Source organism: Mesorhizobium ciceri biovar biserrulae WSM1271 (assembly GCF_000185905.1).
GTDB classification, from domain to species: domain Bacteria; phylum Pseudomonadota; class Alphaproteobacteria; order Rhizobiales; family Rhizobiaceae; genus Mesorhizobium; species Mesorhizobium ciceri.
In genome coordinates this window covers 2,338,295-2,353,531 of sequence record NC_014923.1, presented here as the reverse complement: position 1 = coordinate 2,353,531, position 15,237 = coordinate 2,338,295, and the positions used below count along the sequence as shown (strand labels likewise).

Sequence of the window (15,237 nt, the reverse complement as noted above, 5' to 3'; positions counted from 1 at the left end):
CCGCGAGTCGCCCTCTTCTGAAAATGTTGCGGCTGGAATAGAAGCCGGGTTCCTGCGGACTGAGCATTCAGCCGTCATATTGTTCCGATGTCACCGCTTCCAGCCAGTCGGCATGGACATCGTCGAGCGCCTCCTGCATGGCGATATGCGTCATCGCCGATTTCGGCGCCGCGCCATGCCAGTGTTTTTCGCCAGGCGCGAACGAGATGACGTCGCCGGCCCTGATCTGCTGGACCGGGCCGCCCCACGTCTGGGCAAGCCCGGCGCCCACCGTCACGTAGAGCGTCTGGCCAAGCGGATGCGTATGCCAGTGGGTGCGCGCGCCCGGCTCGAAGCTGACCAGCGTGGCTCGCAGCCGCGCCGGCGCCTCTTTCTCGATGATCGGCGTCTGCAGCACCCGGCCGGTGAAGTATTTTTCCGGCGCGATGACGGTCGGCACGCTGCCGCAGGCAATGATCTTCATGGGTCGATGGTCCTTCAAAACAGCGGGCGACGGGTCGCCAGCTTCAGTTTCCGCCGATATCGGCCGACGTGCAACAGCTTCCGGCTGCCAGCCCCCTATATGGCCAGCACGGGTCCACGGCCGAGCAAAGGATTTCTATTTTCCTTGCCCTGCCGGCAAACAAGTGGGACGATGGCTTTGGGCAGGTGGACTTGAAAAGAACCCCGCCCGCGACGGTCGAACAGGCCGGCCGCCGCTCAGGACCGATTGACCACGCCTGAACCATGCATGCCAGTCGGTCCTACGGGAAACGCCTGAGTGGAGGTCAGTCATGGGTACTCGCGCCGGAGGACGACGCACGGGACCGAAATGCATTGCCATAGTCGGTCCCTTCGCAAGCGGTAAGACGACACTTCTCGAAGCCATATTGGCCCGTACGGGCTCAATTCCCCGACAAAATCCCGTTTCATCAGGCAACACCGTTTCGGATCATTCGCCCGAGGCGCGCGCCCACGCCATGAGCGTCGAGGCGACGATCGCCACCACCGAATTCATGGGCGAGCAGATCACCTTCGTCGACTGTCCCGGCTCCATCGAATTCTCGTTCGAAGCCGAACCGGTGCTGGCCGCCTGCGACCTCGCAGTGGTCGTGGCCGAGGCCGATGAAAAGAAGATCCCTGCCCTGCAACTGATCATGCGCAAGCTCGACGATCTCGGCGTGCCGCGCATCCTGTTTCTCAACAAGGTCGACAAGGCAATCACCGGCGTGCGCGACACGCTGAAGATGCTGCAGCCGGCCAGTGCCGTGCCATTGCTGCTGCGCCAGATTCCGCTGCGCAAGGACGGCGTCGTCATCGGTTCGATCGACTTGGCGCTGGAGCGCGCCTACATCTATCGCGAATATGCCGAAAGCGAGGTAGCGCAGATTCCCGGCGACGAGAAGGCGCGCGAGCTCGAAGCGCGTTTCTCGATGCTGGAGACGCTGGCCGATCATGATGACCAGTTGATGGAACAGCTGCTCGAGGAGATCGAACCGCCCAAGGACGCGATCTTCGACGATCTCGCCGCCGACCTGCGCGACGGCGCGGTGACGCCGGTGCTGATCGGCACCGCCGAAAAAGGCAACGGCGTGCTGCGTCTCCTGAAGGCGATCCGCCACGACGCGCCTGACATCGAGGCGACCCGCAAGCGGCTCGGTGCACCCGACGGCGCGGCTACCCTGGTCCAGGTGATGAAGACCATCCACACCTCGCATGGCGGCAAGCTGTCGGTGTCGCGCATCCTCTCCGGCCAGGTCGTCGACGGTTCCGAACTCTGGCTGCCCGGCGGCGACACGGCCAAGGTTTCCGGCATCTACCGGATGCTCGGCAAGGACCAGTCCAAGCTCTCCATCGCCAAGGCCGGCGATACGGTCGCGCTGGGCAAGCTGGACGAGGTCAAGACCGGCCAGACGCTGAGTTCGGCCAAGGGCGGCATCAAGCCGCTCGTCCAGTTCGAGCCGCCGCAGCCGGTCTTTGCCTTCGCGCTCCGTCCCAAGGAGCGCAAGGACGAAGTGAAGATGTCGGCTGCCATCCAGCGGCTGGCCGAGGAGGACCCCTCGCTCAGCCTGCGCCACAACCAGGACTCGGCTGAAACCGTGCTGTCGGGCCATGGCGAGATGCATCTGCGCGTGGTGCGCGAGCGGCTGGAAGGCAAGAACCAGATACCGGTCGAAGGCCATCCGCCGGCGGTGCCCTATCGCGAGACGATCCGCAAATCGGCGCAACAGCGCGGCCGTCACAAGAAACAGTCCGGCGGACATGGCCAGTTCGGTGACGTGGTGATCGAGATCAAGCCGCTGCCGCGCGGCTCCGGCTTCCAGTTCACCGACACAATCACCGGCGGCGTCGTGCCCAAGACCTACATCCAGTCGGTCGAGACCGGGGTGCGCGACTATCTGAAATCCGGGCCGCTGGGCTTTCCGGTCGTGGATGTCGCAGTCAACCTGTCGGACGGCTCCTACCATGCGGTCGATTCCTCCGACATGGCCTTCCAGATGGCGGCCAGGCTGGCAATGAAGGAAGGCATGGCCGCGTGCTTGCCGGTGCTCCTGGAGCCTGTGATGAAGGTCGAGATCGTCACACCCTCCGACGCCACCTCGAAGATCATCGCTCTCATCCCGCAACGGCGCGGCCAGATACTCGGCTACGACGCGCGGCCTGGCTGGCCAGGATGGGATGTCGTCGAGGCAACCATGCCGCAAGCCGAGATCGGCGACCTGATCATCGAGTTGCGCTCGGCGACCGCGGGCGTCGCCAGCTACCGTGCCGTCTTCGACCACATGGCCGAACTCACCGGCCGTCTGGCCGACGAGGCGATGAACACCAACGGCAAGGCTGCCTGATGGCGTAGCGTTCCTCTCGAACCTGATTCGAGGGGGACAAAAGAAAACGACGTCCGGCGGGGACCGGACGTCGTTTTGTTCGCGGACCGTTTCCTTGGGAGGTAAAACGGCAGGTCCGCCGCATTTGGTGCCGCCGAGTTCGGCGGAAAAAACGGTTCGGACGCGGTAGCCGCCTGAGCCCGGGCCGTACGAGTGATGCCCCCATCTCCCGTCCGAACCACACCGCGTCCTATGATCCACATAGCAGGTCGCGGGCGCCCGGGCTATGTTACCAGAGGTTACATGTCACCGTTACGTGGCAATTGTGATGGAATTTTTTGCCGGCCCAGCAGAGCACAGGCAACAAAAAAGCCGGATCAATGAAGATCCGGCTGAGTTTGATTGGAGTGCCTGTTAAGGCTAACCTCCAGAGGGGAACACTCGAGGGCGCTAATGGGAGGAGAACGCGCCCAGGAGATGATCTATATATGTGCTCATCATGCCCAAGAAACAAGCATCTATTTTGCAACACACGCATGCAAAAAGACGCAGGCTGTGGTCTAACCCATTCCAGAAGCCAATAGGACCAGCAGAATCGTCGAAATGGGCCGCCGAATCGGGCAATTGCAACTACAGAATCGCCGATCTCGGCTGGCTTTCGGCTCAAAATGCCAAAACCGGGCAATGATGTGGAAGCAGGCAGCAGGCGTGCATTTCTAAGGCAATCGGGAGGAAGCAGCCAATGCGGACGTTTTCGGCGATCGCCGGCAGTGCGGCCTTCTTCATCGCGGCGCCCTGCGTGGTTGCCGGGCTGGTGCCCTGGCTGTTGACCGATCGCTGGGGCTTGCCGTGGTCTGGTCTGCCGGGCTTTGTTCCTGCCGGCGGGCTTCTGATCGCCGTCGCGATCGCAGCACTGCTGCATGCCTTCGGTCGATTCGCGCTTGAGGGCCTCGGCACGCCCGCTCCGGTCGCGCCAACCGAGAGGCTGGTGATCGGCGGCATCTACCGTCATGTCCGCAACCCGATGTATGTCGCCGTGCTGTCGATCATCCTCGGCCAGGCATTGCTGTTCTCGAGCTGGACGCTGGCCGCTTATGCGGTCATCGGCGCGATCGCCATGGGCTCTTTCGTGCGGTTCTACGAGGAGCCGACTTTGGCTCACCGGTACGGCGCCGAATACGACGCCTACCGCCGCAACGTGCCCGGCTGGCTGCCTCGACTGTCGCCCTGGCGGGGGTAGGTGAAACCGGCAGCGCCGTCTCAGGGCATGTTGAGGCTCAGGTCGGGCCAGGCAATCGACATGTCCTTAGAATGACCAGCTTCTCGCCTTGGCGATGATAAAGTCCCGGAACACGTGCAGCTTGGCCTGGTTCTTCATCGCGTCCGGATAAGCAAAATAGGTGTCGAAAGACGGCACCTCGGTCTCCGGCAGTAGCTGCACGAGGTCGGAGTCCTTGCTGATCACATAGTCGGGCAGCATGGCGATACCGGCACCGCCCTGCACCGCCCGCTTGATCGACAATATGTCGTTGATCTGCAGCGTCGGCACCCTTTGCCCGCCTTCGAAATCACCGACCGTTTCCAGCCAGTTCAGCTCCGAGAGATGCGACGGCACCGGCACGCCGAAGGTGACGATGCGATGGGCCTTCAGCTCGGCGACGGAAGACGGCCTGCCATGCTTGGCGACATAGGATGGGGCCGCGTAGAGGTGGAAATGCACGGTGAACAGGCGGCGCTGGATCAGGTCCGGCTGCTGCGGCTGGCGCAGCCGAATGGCGCAATCGGCCTGGCGCATGGTGAGATCGAGCTCCTCGTTGGCGAGGATCAACTGCAGGCTGATTTCAGGATAGAGTTCGATGAATTCCTGCACCCGCTCGGTTAGCCAGCCGGCGCCCAGCCCCACCGTCGTCGTTACCCGCAGCACGCCCGACGGGCGATCCTTGGTCTCGGTCAGCCGGGACTTGATGGTCTCCAGCTTCATCAGCACGTCATGCGCCGTGCGAAACAGCATCTCACCCTGCTCGGTCAACACCAGCCCGCGGGCGTGGCGGTTGAACAGCGGCACGCCGACATCATGCTCGAGCGCGCTGACCTGCCGCGAGATCGCCGATTGTGACAGATGCAATGTCTCGGCCGCATGGGTAAACGACCCCGCCTCCGCCGCAGCGTGAAACACGCGTAGCTTGTCCCAGTCCAACGCCATGATTCCCCTCGTTCTGTTTTGGCGTCTGAATGAAAAATCAGGCTTTTACACGGCGTTTCTAAGCCGCTCTCTGAACTCTCTACTCGGCCGCTTCGCGATGCACTTCGATGCCGGCCAGATACTTCTCCGCCTCGAGTGCGGCCATGCAGCCAAGCCCCGCTGCCGTCACCGCCTGGCGGTAGATATCGTCGGTCACATCGCCGGCCGCGAACACGCCCGGCACATCGGTGCGGGTCGAATCCGGCGCCGTCCACAGATAGCCGTTCGGCTTCTGCTTGAGCTTGCCGGCGAACAGTTCAACCGCCGGCGCATGGCCGATGGCCACGAACACGCCGTCGATCTTGAGGTGCGACACCTCGCCGGTCACCGCATGCTTGAGCTTCAGCCCCTCGACCGAGGGCGGCAGCGGCGTCTTGCCGGGCCGACCGGTGATCTCGTCGACGATCGTGTCCCAGATGACGCGGACATTGTCCTTTTTCAGAAGCCGCTCGCGCAGGATACGTTCGGCGCGAAAATCGCTGCGCCTGTGGATGACCGTCACGCTCTTGGCGAGATTGGACAGATAGAGCGCCTCTTCCACCGCCGAATTGCCGCCGCCGATCACCGCGACATCCTTACCCCGGTAGAAGAAGCCGTCACAGGTGGCGCAGGCCGAGACTCCAAAACCCATAAAGTCCTGCTCGGTCGGGATGCCCAGCCATTTCGCTTGCGCGCCGGTGGCGATGATCAGCGCGTCGGCGGTGTAGGTGGTGCCGGAATCGCCCTTGGCACGGAACGGTCGCACGTTGAGGTCGACCTCGGTGATGATGTCGTTGATGATGTCGGTGCCGACATGCTCGGCCTGTTTCAGCATCTGCTCCATCAGCCACGGACCCTGGATCGGGTCGGCGAAGCCGGGATAGTTCTCGACATCGGTGGTGATCATCAACTGCCCGCCCTGCTGCAGGCCGGCGACCAGCATCGGCTTCAGCATGGCGCGGGCGGCATAGACCGCCGCCGTATAGCCGGCCGGGCCGGAACCGATGATGAGAACGGGCGCGTGCTTGGTGGTCATCTAAAGCCTCTGCGGAGGGCTGCCGGCAATTGCGGCATGGAAAACTCGATCATTGTCGCGCGTAATGTAAGTGTTGCCCACGACACCAGCAAGGCAAGTTGGAGTTCGTCCCCGGAAAGCTTTGTCGCACCTGTCGGCCGCTGATCCCGCGAAATATTCCGGGCGAAGGATGGAATGGACAGCGAAGTCGTTTAATTACAAAATCACGCAAGATTCTTGCGTATTACTCCTCATGATCGAGAGCCCCCATGCCGCTCAAGGCCGACCTCGACGCCATCGACTGGAAGATCCTGCGCGAATTGCAGGGCGACGGCCGCATGACCAATGTCGAACTGTCGAACCGTGTCGGCATTTCGGCTCCGCCATGCCTGCGCCGCGTCAAGCGCCTGGAGGAAGCCGGCATCATCCGTGGCTACCGTGCGTTGCTCAATGCACCAGCGCTCGGCCTCGATGTCGTAGCCTTCTGCCTTGTCGGCCTGCATCATCAGGCCGATGCCGAGCTGCGCATCTTTGCCGAGCGCACCCGCGGCTGGCCGATCGTACGCGACGCCTGGATGGTGTCGGGCGAATCCGACTTCCTGCTGCATTGCGTGGCGAGCGACCTCGGCGCCTTTCAGAGCTTCGTCATCGAGGAACTGACCTCGACCCCGAATGTCGACACGGTGCGAACCGCGCTCACCATCCGCCGGGTCAAGGACGAAGGGCTGGTCTCGTTCGCACAGCCTTGAGCCGGTTGAAACGCAGCAGGCTTTCGCCGATGCGGCTTGAGCGCCCCGCCATATCAGCGCCGCTTTGGCATTCGATAGACTCTTCCGTGAAGCCGGATGTTCTGCCGTAGCCGCCTTGTTGGTTTCCTAGAGCAATTCCAGAAAAAGTGTGTAACGGTTTTCCCGGGGAAAGCGCATAGCGCTTTCGGGATTGCGTAAACAAGTGGCGCAGGGCAGCCCAATTCCGAGAATTGTGTGCCGTGGGGTGGGACGATGACTCGATTTTCTAGCCCGGTTTCGGCGCTGGTCATCTGTATGGACGAGGCCGACATGATCGGCCAGTGCCTGGAAAGCGTCGACTTCTGCGCCGAGATCATCGTCGTCGATTCGGGCTCGACGGACCGCACTCTGGACGTCGTTCAGGAGTTCATCGCCAACGGCTACCCGATAAGGCTGTTTCACAATGACTGGTCGGGTTTCCCGCGCCAGCGGCAGTTCGCGCTCGACCATGCCAGGCAACCATGGTGTCTTTCGATCGATCCCGACGAGCGCGTCGACGATTCACTGCGCCAGGCCATCGTGGCGGCCACGCGGACCGCCAACAGCGGCATCGACGGCTGGTACATTCGCCGCCGCGACTGGCTGAAAGGCTATGGCTATGCGCATCGCTGGGTGCTGCACAACCGGCTTCTGCGGCTGTTTCGCCGGGAAGTCGCCACCATGGACCTCACCTCGCGGGTCCATGAATCCTTCGTTGTGCCGGGCGAGACCCGCACGATCGAAAGCGGCGTGTTGCTGCATCGCCGCGAAATATCCGTCAATGACGACCTTGCCAGGGCCAATACCTATTCCGGCCTCAAGGTCGCCACGCTGGTCGAGAGAGGTAAGAAGCCCGGCCTGATACGGTTGGTGCTGTCGCCGTTCGGCAACTTCTTGAAGTTCTACCTGGCCAAGCGCTACTTCCTATGCGGTCGGCACGGCTTCATCTACTCGATGTCGGTGATGATCTATTCCTATGCCACCGAGGCCAAACTGTACGAGGCTTCGCAAGACAAGGAGCGGGCCTAGAGCATTTCACCGTTTCACGGAAACGGCGATCTGCTCTAACTCTTTGTTTTGACGCAATTCTCGACGGAAAACCGCTTCACACTTTTCCTGGAATTGCTCTAGCCCATCACCGCTCGCCCGGCGCGGCACCCAGTGCCGCTATTGCGGCGAGCAGGCCATCGAGATCGCCCCGGCCCCGTAGCGGCCAAGTCTCGAATCCTCCTTGACTGGACTGTTCGCCGTCCACCAGCCAGCCCTGCGAAAGGCCGGCGCGTTGTCCCGCTTCCATGTCGGCCTTCTTGTCGCCGACAATCAGCGAACGCCGCAGATCGAGCCGGAGACGCCTGGCCGCCTCAAGCAGCATGCCCGGATTGGGTTTGCGCATCGGATGATCTGCGACCGCGAGCGGGCCGGAGCCCGCCTCGTGATAAGCGCAGGCAAGGACCATATCCACGAATGCACTGTCGGCGCGCAGCAGTTCGAGCACGCGGCCGTTGACGGCAGCGAAATCGCTCCAGCCGAAATAGCCGCGCGCAATGCCGGACTGGTTGGTTACGACGATGACGGGAATGCCAGCCCCGTTGGCGGCGGCTATCACCGCGGCTATATCCGCGCGCAGCACCATTTCGGCTGGATTATCCGGATAGCCCGTATCGACATTGATGGTGCCGTCGCGATCGAGGAACAGCGCCGGCGAGCCGGCGGCGAACACCCTTGAGCCGATCTGCTCGACCCATAGGCCCGGCTCCGCCAGCGGATAGCGGCCAGAGGTCGTGGGATCAGCCATTGCTGAGGCGCGCTTCGACCACCTCGCACAGATGATGATAAAGGCACAGATGCCCCTGCTGGATGATCGGCGTCGAAGTCGACGGCACGTTGAGCAGGATATCGGACAGAGGCTTCAGCTTGCCGCCGGTGTCGCCGGTCATGCCGATCACCGTCATGTCCATCCTCCGTGCCTGTTCGGCGGCGGCGAGGATGCTCGGCGAATTGCCGCTGGTAGAGATTGCCAGAAGCACGCCGCCGGCCGCGCCATGCGCCTCGACCTGGCGCGAAAACACCGTGTCGAAGCCATAGTCGTTGCCCCAGGCGGTCAGCACCGCTGCATTGGCCGGCAGCGCGATGACATTGTAGGCCTTGCGCTCCTTGAGAAAGCGGCCGACCAGTTCGCCGGCAATGTGGATGGCGTCGCTGGCCGAGCCGCCATTGCCGGCGATGAGCAAGGCCTTCCCCGACGAAAGCGCCGTCACCACCGCGCTCGCTGCCTGCTCCATCTCACCGGTCAGGTCCCGTTCGACCATGGCTGATATGGCAGCCGCCGAGCGGACAAGGTAATCGTTCAAGTCGGACATGAAACCCTCAGTTTGTGGTGCCGCCGGCGCGCAATTTGCCAATGGTGTTGGTGGTGCTTTTGCCGGCGACGAGATCGACCAGCACGACGCGGCCGCCGGCCTTCTGCACAGCATCGGCGCCGACCACGGTGTCGACCGTGTAATCGGCGCCCTTGACCAGTATGTCGGGCAGCAGCGCTTCGATCAGCGCCAGCGGCGTATCTTCCTCGAACACCACGACCGCGTCGACCGAGGCCAGCGCTGCCAGCACGCAGGCGCGGTCGTGCTGGTCGTTGACCGGCCGGCCGGCGCCCTTCAGTCGCCGCACCGAGGCATCGCTGTTGAGGCCGAGCACCAGCCGGTCGCACTGGCTGCGCGCCGCGTGCAAGAGGCTGACATGGCCGGCATGCAGGATGTCAAAGCAGCCATTGGTGAAGCCGACGCTCAGCCCCTCTTCCTTCCACGCCGCCACCATGCGGGCGGCCGATGTGGCGTCGAGGATGGCGTCCTTGTGGGCCGTCGGCCCATGCGAACGGAACAGCGCGCCGGTGAGTTCCTCGACCGTCAGCCGCGCGGTGCCGCGTTTTCCCACCACGACGCCACCGGCGGCATTGGCGATCGAAGCGGCCATGACCGTATCTGCGCCTACGGCCAGCGCCAGCGCGAAGCTCGCGATCACCGTGTCGCCGGCGCCCGAAACATCGAACACTTCGCGCGCCTGGGTGGCGATGTGGCGCGCCTCGTCTGGGCCGACCACGCTCATGCCCTTTTCGCTGCGCGTCGCGACGACGAAATCGAAACCATGTGCCGAAATCAGCTCGCGTGCGGCAGCCACGATCTCGTCATCGGCGAACACCGCATGGCCGACGGCCTCGCCGAGTTCCTTGCGGTTGGGGGTGATGGCGGTCGCCCCGGCATAGCGCGCGTAATCGCGGCCCTTCGGGTCGACCAGCACCGGCTTTCCAGCCTCGCGGCAGATGGCGATCAAGTCGCCGGCGACGCCGTCGAGCAGGATGCCCTTGCCGTAATCGGACAGGATGACGATGTCGGCGCGCGCCAGCGCGGTGCGGAAATGCCGGATCAGGCCGGCTCGCTCCGCGGCGCCGAGCGGCTTGATCTCCTCTTCATCGAAACGCAGCACCTGCTGGTTGAGCGCGCTGAAGCGGCTTTTGGACGAGGTCATGCGACCACGCTCCTGCGCAAGGCCCGCCGTATCGGCGCCAAGCTCGCCGAGCATCCGCACCAGACTGTCGCCCGCCAGATCGGCGCCGATTACGGAAACGGGAACAGCGGCAGCGCCGAGCGAAACGATGTTGGCCACGACGTTGCCGGCGCCGCCCATGGTCGAGGTCTCGCCGCGCCCGTGCAGCACCGGGATCGGCGCCTCCGGCGAGATCCGCTCGATGACGCCGTTGACGAAACGATCGAGGATGAAATCGCCGACCACCAGCACGGTGGCCTGGCCGAACCGCGCAATGGCGCGGTGCAACGGTTCGGGAGAAGGCGGATTGTGCTTGATCATGTCAGTGGCAACGCGAGGGTAAGGCAAATCTCAATCGTGCTGAAAATTGTCAATTTACGGGCCGGATCGTTCATGCCTGCCGATATACCGCAAATTCACGCAGCGCAACGGCAGGGGGATGATTCCGGCGGCCTCGGGCGGTCAGCTCTTCTGCAAGGCGACATGGACACCGAGCCCGACCAGCACCGCCCCTCCCGCCCGCTGCATCAGCCGCTGTGCGCGGCTCGAACGCCGCAGACGGCCGATCACGGCGCCCGCCAGGAACACGCAGACGATATCGGCCGAGGAGAACATCAGATTGACGATCGTGCCGAGCACGACGAACTGCAGCCAGACCGGAAACGCCGCCGAGGCGTCGATGAACTGCGGCAGGAACGCCATGAAGAAGATCGCTGTCTTCGGATTGAGCACCTCGACGGTGATGCTCTCGAAAAAGGCGCGCCGCGCCGATTTGCGCTCGATCGCGGGCAGCGCCGCATCGCCGTCCGCGCGCTTGCGAAACAGCGAGACGCCAAGCCAGATCAGATAGAGCGCGCCGACCAGCTTGACCGCCAGGTAGAGCGTCGGCACGGCATGAAACAGCACCGACAGCCCGGCAGCCGCTGCGAAAACATGCACGTAGCCGCCCAGATGAATGCCAAGTGCCGCCGTCAGGCCGGACCAGCGGCCGCGCGCCATCGTCTGCGCGGCGGCATAGAGCATGGCCGGGCCGGGAATGTAGGCGAAGATCGCCGTGGTGGCGAAAAACGCGATGAGCAGTTCGGTCGATGGCATTTTTGGTCCCTCACGATCGTGCTCTGTTCTGTCGATTCAGTCCGCGCGCGGGATGGCTTTGGACTTACCCGTGCGGACAACCGCAGTAAAAGCGAACATAATTTTCTTGTGAAATGACGGGCTGAACGCGCCGATTCGCGCACCCGGCTCGAAATAGGCTGACGTTTCCAGAATATCATGATTGTACTCGTCGACCATGACCCAAAGGGGGAAAGGGTCGAGGCCCGCACGGTGGCGTTCAATTTCCGGGATGCTGACGGCAACGCGATCATGGCCCGGCTGCGTGGAAGTGATTGCAAGGACGAAGAGGTTCGTGCCGCCGGCTTTCCCAGGAAGGACAGCCACAAAGGCCACAGGCCGTGACTTCCGGCCTTCGGTCTCGCCGTCTCCGTGTTGGCGATGCCAAAGATAGGATATCGCCGGACGTCCGCAGCGGCGGGTTTAATCACGGTCCAATTCCGCGGCGTATTCCTCGAGCATCTCGACATGTTCGGACGGGGCGTCCTCCGCAGCGTAGACGCGGCGGCTATCGTTGCCGAAGCGCGCTTCGTAGGCCTCGATGCTCATCAGGACGTATCTCGGCTTGTTGTGGCGAGTGATGGAGACCGGCTGCTGGCTGGCAGCTGCAAGCACATCTCCAAGATTCTGTTTCAGATCGGTCGATGGATAGTTTTTCATGGGATGCCCCGTTTTGTCCATAATAGACAAAACAGACAAAACAGACAAGCGCATAAAAATGGCAGCCCAGGCGCATGCACCTGACTTTATCGACAGCCCGCCTAGCCTCCCCTATAAGGGCCGGAATCGCAAGCAACCAGAGGCCCTTTATGATCATCGTCACGGGCGGCGCCGGCATGATCGGCTCCAACATCGTCGCCGCGCTGAATGCCGAGGGGCATGACGACATCCTCGTCGTCGACGACCTCACCGACGGCCACAAAACAGCCAATCTCGCCGACCTGCAGATCGCCGACTATCTCGACAAGGATGATTTCCTGCCCCGCATGGAGGCTGGCTCGCTCGGCCGCATCGAGGCCGTGTTCCACCAGGGCGCCTGCTCGACCACCACCGAGTGGAACGGCAAATTCATGATGGAGGTGAATTACGCCTTCTCGAAACGGCTGCTGCATGCAAGCCAGGCGTTGCGCGTGCCTTTCCTTTATGCCTCCTCGGCTTCCGTCTATGGCGGCGGCTCGGAGTTCCGCGAGGATCCCGCGCTGGAGCGGCCGCTCAACGTATATGCCTATTCGAAAAAACTGTTCGACGACTACGTCAGGCGAACCGTGTTCGCCGGGCAGGCCGACCATTCACAGGTCGTGGGCCTGCGCTACTTCAACGTCTATGGCCCGCGCGAAGCGCACAAGGGCGCCATGGCCTCCGTCGCCTTCCATCTGTTCAACCAGGTCGAGCGAGGCGAGAACCCGAAACTGTTCGGCGCCCATGACGGGTTCGGACCCGGCGAACAAAGCCGCGACTTCATCCATGTCGGCGATGTCGCCGACGTCAATCTGTGGCTGTGGAAACAGGGCTCAAGCGGCATCTTCAATTGCGGCACCGGCCGTGCCCAGCCCTTCCGCGCCATCGCCGAAACGGTGATCGACACGTTGGGTAAAGGGGAGATTGAATTCATCCCCTTTCCCGACCATCTCAAGGGCAGCTACCAGAGCTTTACGCAAGCTGATATGTCCCGTTTGCGCGCGGCCGGTTACAATGGCCAATTCCGGACAGTGGAAACCGGTGTCAGAGACTATGTCGAATGGCTGAAAGCCCAACGATCCTCGTGATCGGCCCACGCTGGGTGGGCGACATGGTGATGGCGCAGTGCCTGTTTTCGGCGCTGAAGGAGTTGCATCCCAACGCCGCCATCGATGTGCTGGCGCCGGCCTGGGCAGCACCCCTGGTCAAGCGCATGCCCGAAATCCGCCAGCAGATCGATTTTCCGCTCAAACCCGGCGCGCTCGAATTCACCCATCGCCGCCGCTTCGGCCGCCTGCTGCGCGGCCGCTACGACATGGCCTATATCCTGCCGGGCAGCTGGAAGTCGGCGCTGATTCCGTTCTTTGCCCGTATTCCGCGCCGTGTCGGTCATCTGCGCGAGATGCGCTATGGCCTGTTGACCGACATCGTGCCATTGCCCGACAGCATCAAACGACGCACCGCGCAGGCCTATTTCGGCCTTGCCCAGGGCGGTAGTTTCCGGGCGCCACGGCTTGGCGTGGACACGAAAAACCAGGTCGACCTGCTCGGCCGTTTTGGGCTGGCGCCGCGGAAATTCGTGGCCCTGATGCCCGGCGCCGAATTCGGCCCGGCCAAGCGCTGGCCCAGCGAAAGCTATGCCGGGCTTGCCCGCAATTTCATGGGTAAAGGCTTGAAGGTTGCGCTGTTCGGCTCGAAGAACGACCGCGACGTGACGGCGGAGATCGCAGCCCTGGCCCCCGGCGTCGTCGATCTCGCCGGACAGACGCGGCTGGAGGACGCCATCGACCTGATATCCGCCGCAAGGCTGGCGGTGTCCAACGACAGCGGGCTGATGCATGTCGCGGCCGCCGTCGGCACGCCGATCGTTGCCGTCTACGGCTCGACCTCGCCCGAGAACACGCCCCCGCTGGCGGAGCGCCGCGAACTGGTCTGGCTCGGCCTGTCGTGCTCGCCCTGCCACCGGAAGGTCTGTCCGCTCGGCCACCTCAACTGCCTGATGACGCTTGAAGTCGGCCAGGTCGCGGCAGCTGCGGACCGGCTGCTGGAAATCCCGGCCGCGGCATGAAGGTGCTGATCGTCAAGACGTCGTCGATGGGCGATGTCATCCACACCTTTCCGGCGGTCGAGGATGCCCGTCGCCACCGCCCGGACCTGACCTTCGACTGGTGCGTCGAAGAGGCATTCGCCAGCATCGCCGCGCTGCACCCCGCGATCGACGGTATCCACACGGTGGCGATCCGGCGCTGGCGCAAGGCGCTGCTCGATGGCGCCACCTGGCGCGAGGCGGCCGCCCTGCGCCGCACCTTGCGAGATTGCCGCTACGACCTCGTCATCGATGCGCAAGGCCTCTTGAAATCGGCTCTGGTTGCAAGACAGGCGGGCTCCCCCATTGCCGGCTTCGACCGCTCCAGCGCGCGCGAACCGTCTGCGACGCTATTCTACGATGCCACTTATCCCGTCCCGCGCGACCTGCACGCCATCGAACGGACACGGCGGCTGTTCGGGCTGGCGCTCGGCTATCAGCCCGATCTTTCGACCCTGGACTCCGGCATCGTGCCGCCCGCCGGCACTCTGGCGGGCACGTCTGGAAAAACCGCCTTCCTGCTGCACGGCACCAGCCGCGAAGACAAGAAATGGCCGGCCGAAGACTGGATCGGAACCGCGCGCCTGCTGGCTGAACGTGGGATGACGCCGGTCACCACATGGTCGAACGAGCGCGAGAAGGCCGTGGCCGAAGCCATTGCCAAGGCAGTGCCATCGACAGTTGTGGTGCCAAAGTCACCGCTGGCCGACATCGCTGCGTTCATCGGCTGCTCGGAACTGGTCATCGGCGCCGACACCGGGCTGACCCATCTCGCCAGCGCCTTCGGCCTGCCAACGGTTGCGGTGTTCCTGGCGACCGAGCCCGGGTTGACGGGTCCGCGCGGGCAATATGCGTCAACGCTTTTGGCCGCGCCTGGGGAGCGTGTGATGCCGGCGGAGGTGGTGGCGGAGGCAGAGAGGCTACTGGAGCTTAGTCAGGCCAGCACCGGCTGAGATTGATTTAATCAATCGATTCAAATGGAAAGGTCTGCGCGGCCCCTCATTGCCCTCCCG

The 15,237-nt window shown here is 63.3% G+C and carries 16 protein-coding genes; 7 read left to right on the top strand and 9 right to left on the bottom strand.

Features of this window, described 5'->3' with window-relative positions; genetic code table 11:
* Positions 1–67 precede the first annotated feature (67 nt).
* The gene (locus MESCI_RS11290; RefSeq protein ID WP_013530082.1) at positions 68–463 is read right to left on the bottom strand and encodes a (R)-mandelonitrile lyase; all 396 of its coding nucleotides are present in this window, start codon (positions 461–463) and stop codon (positions 68–70) included.
* 310 nt (positions 464–773) lie between these two features.
* Between MESCI_RS11290 and MESCI_RS11285 the strand changes: the two genes are divergently transcribed.
* Positions 774–2,825, top strand: coding sequence for an elongation factor G (locus MESCI_RS11285; protein WP_013530081.1), 2,052 nt, complete (start codon positions 774–776; stop codon positions 2,823–2,825).
* 721 nt (positions 2,826–3,546) lie between these two features.
* Positions 3,547–4,044, top strand: coding sequence for a methyltransferase family protein (locus tag MESCI_RS11280; protein ID WP_013530080.1), 498 nt, complete (start codon positions 3,547–3,549; stop codon positions 4,042–4,044).
* Positions 4,045–4,110: 66 nt separating this feature from the next.
* Here MESCI_RS11280 and MESCI_RS11275 read toward each other — a convergent pair whose 3' ends face one another.
* Both MESCI_RS11275 and trxB read right to left on the bottom strand, forming a co-directional pair.
* A complete protein-coding gene (locus MESCI_RS11275; RefSeq protein ID WP_013530079.1) occupies positions 4,111–5,007 on the bottom strand; it encodes a LysR family transcriptional regulator in 897 nt (298 codons plus the stop codon).
* A gap of 79 nt (positions 5,008–5,086) precedes the next feature.
* A complete protein-coding gene (gene trxB / locus MESCI_RS11270) occupies positions 5,087–6,061 on the bottom strand; it encodes a thioredoxin-disulfide reductase (RefSeq protein ID WP_013530078.1) in 975 nt (324 codons plus the stop codon).
* 248 nt (positions 6,062–6,309) lie between these two features.
* Between trxB and MESCI_RS11265 the strand changes: the two genes are divergently transcribed.
* Together MESCI_RS11265 and MESCI_RS11260 are read left to right on the top strand one after the other, a co-directional pair.
* On the top strand, positions 6,310–6,789 hold the full coding sequence (locus tag MESCI_RS11265) for an Lrp/AsnC family transcriptional regulator (protein ID WP_013530077.1): 480 nt from the start codon (positions 6,310–6,312) through the stop codon (positions 6,787–6,789).
* Between the two features lie 252 nt (positions 6,790–7,041).
* Entirely contained in the window at positions 7,042–7,836 is a 795-nt protein-coding gene (locus MESCI_RS11260) for a glycosyltransferase family 2 protein (RefSeq protein WP_013530076.1), read from the top strand.
* Between the two features lie 106 nt (positions 7,837–7,942).
* Here the strand turns inward: MESCI_RS11260 and MESCI_RS11255 are convergent, their stop codons facing one another.
* The 6 genes from MESCI_RS11255 to MESCI_RS11230 all read right to left on the bottom strand — a co-directional run bounded on the left by MESCI_RS11255 (position 7,943) and on the right by MESCI_RS11230 (position 12,120).
* Complete coding sequence (locus MESCI_RS11255) at positions 7,943–8,602, bottom strand: HAD-IIIA family hydrolase (RefSeq protein WP_013530075.1); 660 nt, start codon at positions 8,600–8,602, stop codon at positions 7,943–7,945.
* A complete protein-coding gene (locus MESCI_RS11250) occupies positions 8,595–9,167 on the bottom strand; it encodes a D-sedoheptulose-7-phosphate isomerase (protein WP_013530074.1) in 573 nt (190 codons plus the stop codon). The genes MESCI_RS11255 and MESCI_RS11250 overlap by 8 nt, the downstream gene beginning before the upstream one ends.
* A 7-nt stretch (positions 9,168–9,174) precedes the next feature.
* Entirely contained in the window at positions 9,175–10,668 is a 1,494-nt protein-coding gene (rfaE1, locus tag MESCI_RS11245; RefSeq protein WP_013530073.1) for a D-glycero-beta-D-manno-heptose-7-phosphate kinase, read from the bottom strand.
* Positions 10,669–10,809: 141 nt separating this feature from the next.
* The gene (locus MESCI_RS11240) at positions 10,810–11,442 is read right to left on the bottom strand and encodes a LysE family translocator (protein WP_013530072.1); all 633 of its coding nucleotides are present in this window, start codon (positions 11,440–11,442) and stop codon (positions 10,810–10,812) included.
* Positions 11,443–11,478: 36 nt separating this feature from the next.
* Complete coding sequence (locus MESCI_RS11235) at positions 11,479–11,796, bottom strand: hypothetical protein (protein ID WP_013530071.1); 318 nt, start codon at positions 11,794–11,796, stop codon at positions 11,479–11,481.
* 87 nt (positions 11,797–11,883) lie between these two features.
* Positions 11,884–12,120, bottom strand: a complete 237-nt coding sequence (locus MESCI_RS11230; RefSeq protein WP_013530070.1) for a type II toxin-antitoxin system Phd/YefM family antitoxin — start codon at positions 12,118–12,120, stop codon at positions 11,884–11,886.
* A gap of 149 nt (positions 12,121–12,269) precedes the next feature.
* Here MESCI_RS11230 and rfaD point away from each other — a divergent pair, with 149 nt between their 5' ends.
* From rfaD to waaC, 3 genes are read left to right on the top strand one after another with little or no spacing between them, the layout of a single operon-like run.
* A complete protein-coding gene (gene rfaD, locus MESCI_RS11225) occupies positions 12,270–13,226 on the top strand; it encodes an ADP-glyceromanno-heptose 6-epimerase (RefSeq protein ID WP_013530069.1) in 957 nt (318 codons plus the stop codon).
* Positions 13,199–14,206, top strand: a complete 1,008-nt coding sequence (gene waaF, locus MESCI_RS11220; protein ID WP_013530068.1) for a lipopolysaccharide heptosyltransferase II — start codon at positions 13,199–13,201, stop codon at positions 14,204–14,206. Before rfaD ends, waaF begins: the two co-directional genes overlap by 28 nt.
* Positions 14,203–15,177: a lipopolysaccharide heptosyltransferase I gene (gene waaC / locus MESCI_RS11215; RefSeq protein WP_013530067.1), complete on the top strand. Its 975-nt coding sequence runs from the start codon at positions 14,203–14,205 to the stop codon at positions 15,175–15,177. The genes waaF and waaC overlap by 4 nt, the downstream gene beginning before the upstream one ends.
* Positions 15,178–15,237: the final 60 nt, after the last annotated feature.

Coding starts and splice junctions, on each gene's coding strand:
- MESCI_RS11290 (WP_013530082.1), bottom strand. CDS start 463: ATGAAGATCATTGCCTGCGGCAGCGTGCCGACCGTCATCGCGCCGGAA.
- MESCI_RS11285 (WP_013530081.1), top strand. CDS start 774: ATGGGTACTCGCGCCGGAGGACGACGCACGGGACCGAAATGCATTGCC.
- MESCI_RS11280 (WP_013530080.1), top strand. CDS start 3,547: ATGCGGACGTTTTCGGCGATCGCCGGCAGTGCGGCCTTCTTCATCGCG.
- MESCI_RS11275 (WP_013530079.1), bottom strand. CDS start 5,007: ATGGCGTTGGACTGGGACAAGCTACGCGTGTTTCACGCTGCGGCGGAG.
- trxB (WP_013530078.1), bottom strand. CDS start 6,061: ATGACCACCAAGCACGCGCCCGTTCTCATCATCGGTTCCGGCCCGGCC.
- MESCI_RS11265 (WP_013530077.1), top strand. CDS start 6,310: ATGCCGCTCAAGGCCGACCTCGACGCCATCGACTGGAAGATCCTGCGC.
- MESCI_RS11260 (WP_013530076.1), top strand. CDS start 7,042: ATGACTCGATTTTCTAGCCCGGTTTCGGCGCTGGTCATCTGTATGGAC.
- MESCI_RS11255 (WP_013530075.1), bottom strand. CDS start 8,602: ATGGCTGATCCCACGACCTCTGGCCGCTATCCGCTGGCGGAGCCGGGC.
- MESCI_RS11250 (WP_013530074.1), bottom strand. CDS start 9,167: ATGTCCGACTTGAACGATTACCTTGTCCGCTCGGCGGCTGCCATATCA.
- rfaE1 (WP_013530073.1), bottom strand. CDS start 10,668: ATGATCAAGCACAATCCGCCTTCTCCCGAACCGTTGCACCGCGCCATT.
- MESCI_RS11240 (WP_013530072.1), bottom strand. CDS start 11,442: ATGCCATCGACCGAACTGCTCATCGCGTTTTTCGCCACCACGGCGATC.
- MESCI_RS11230 (WP_013530070.1), bottom strand. CDS start 12,120: ATGAAAAACTATCCATCGACCGATCTGAAACAGAATCTTGGAGATGTG.
- rfaD (WP_013530069.1), top strand. CDS start 12,270: ATGATCATCGTCACGGGCGGCGCCGGCATGATCGGCTCCAACATCGTC.
- waaF (WP_013530068.1), top strand. CDS start 13,199: ATGGCTGAAAGCCCAACGATCCTCGTGATCGGCCCACGCTGGGTGGGC.
- waaC (WP_013530067.1), top strand. CDS start 14,203: ATGAAGGTGCTGATCGTCAAGACGTCGTCGATGGGCGATGTCATCCAC.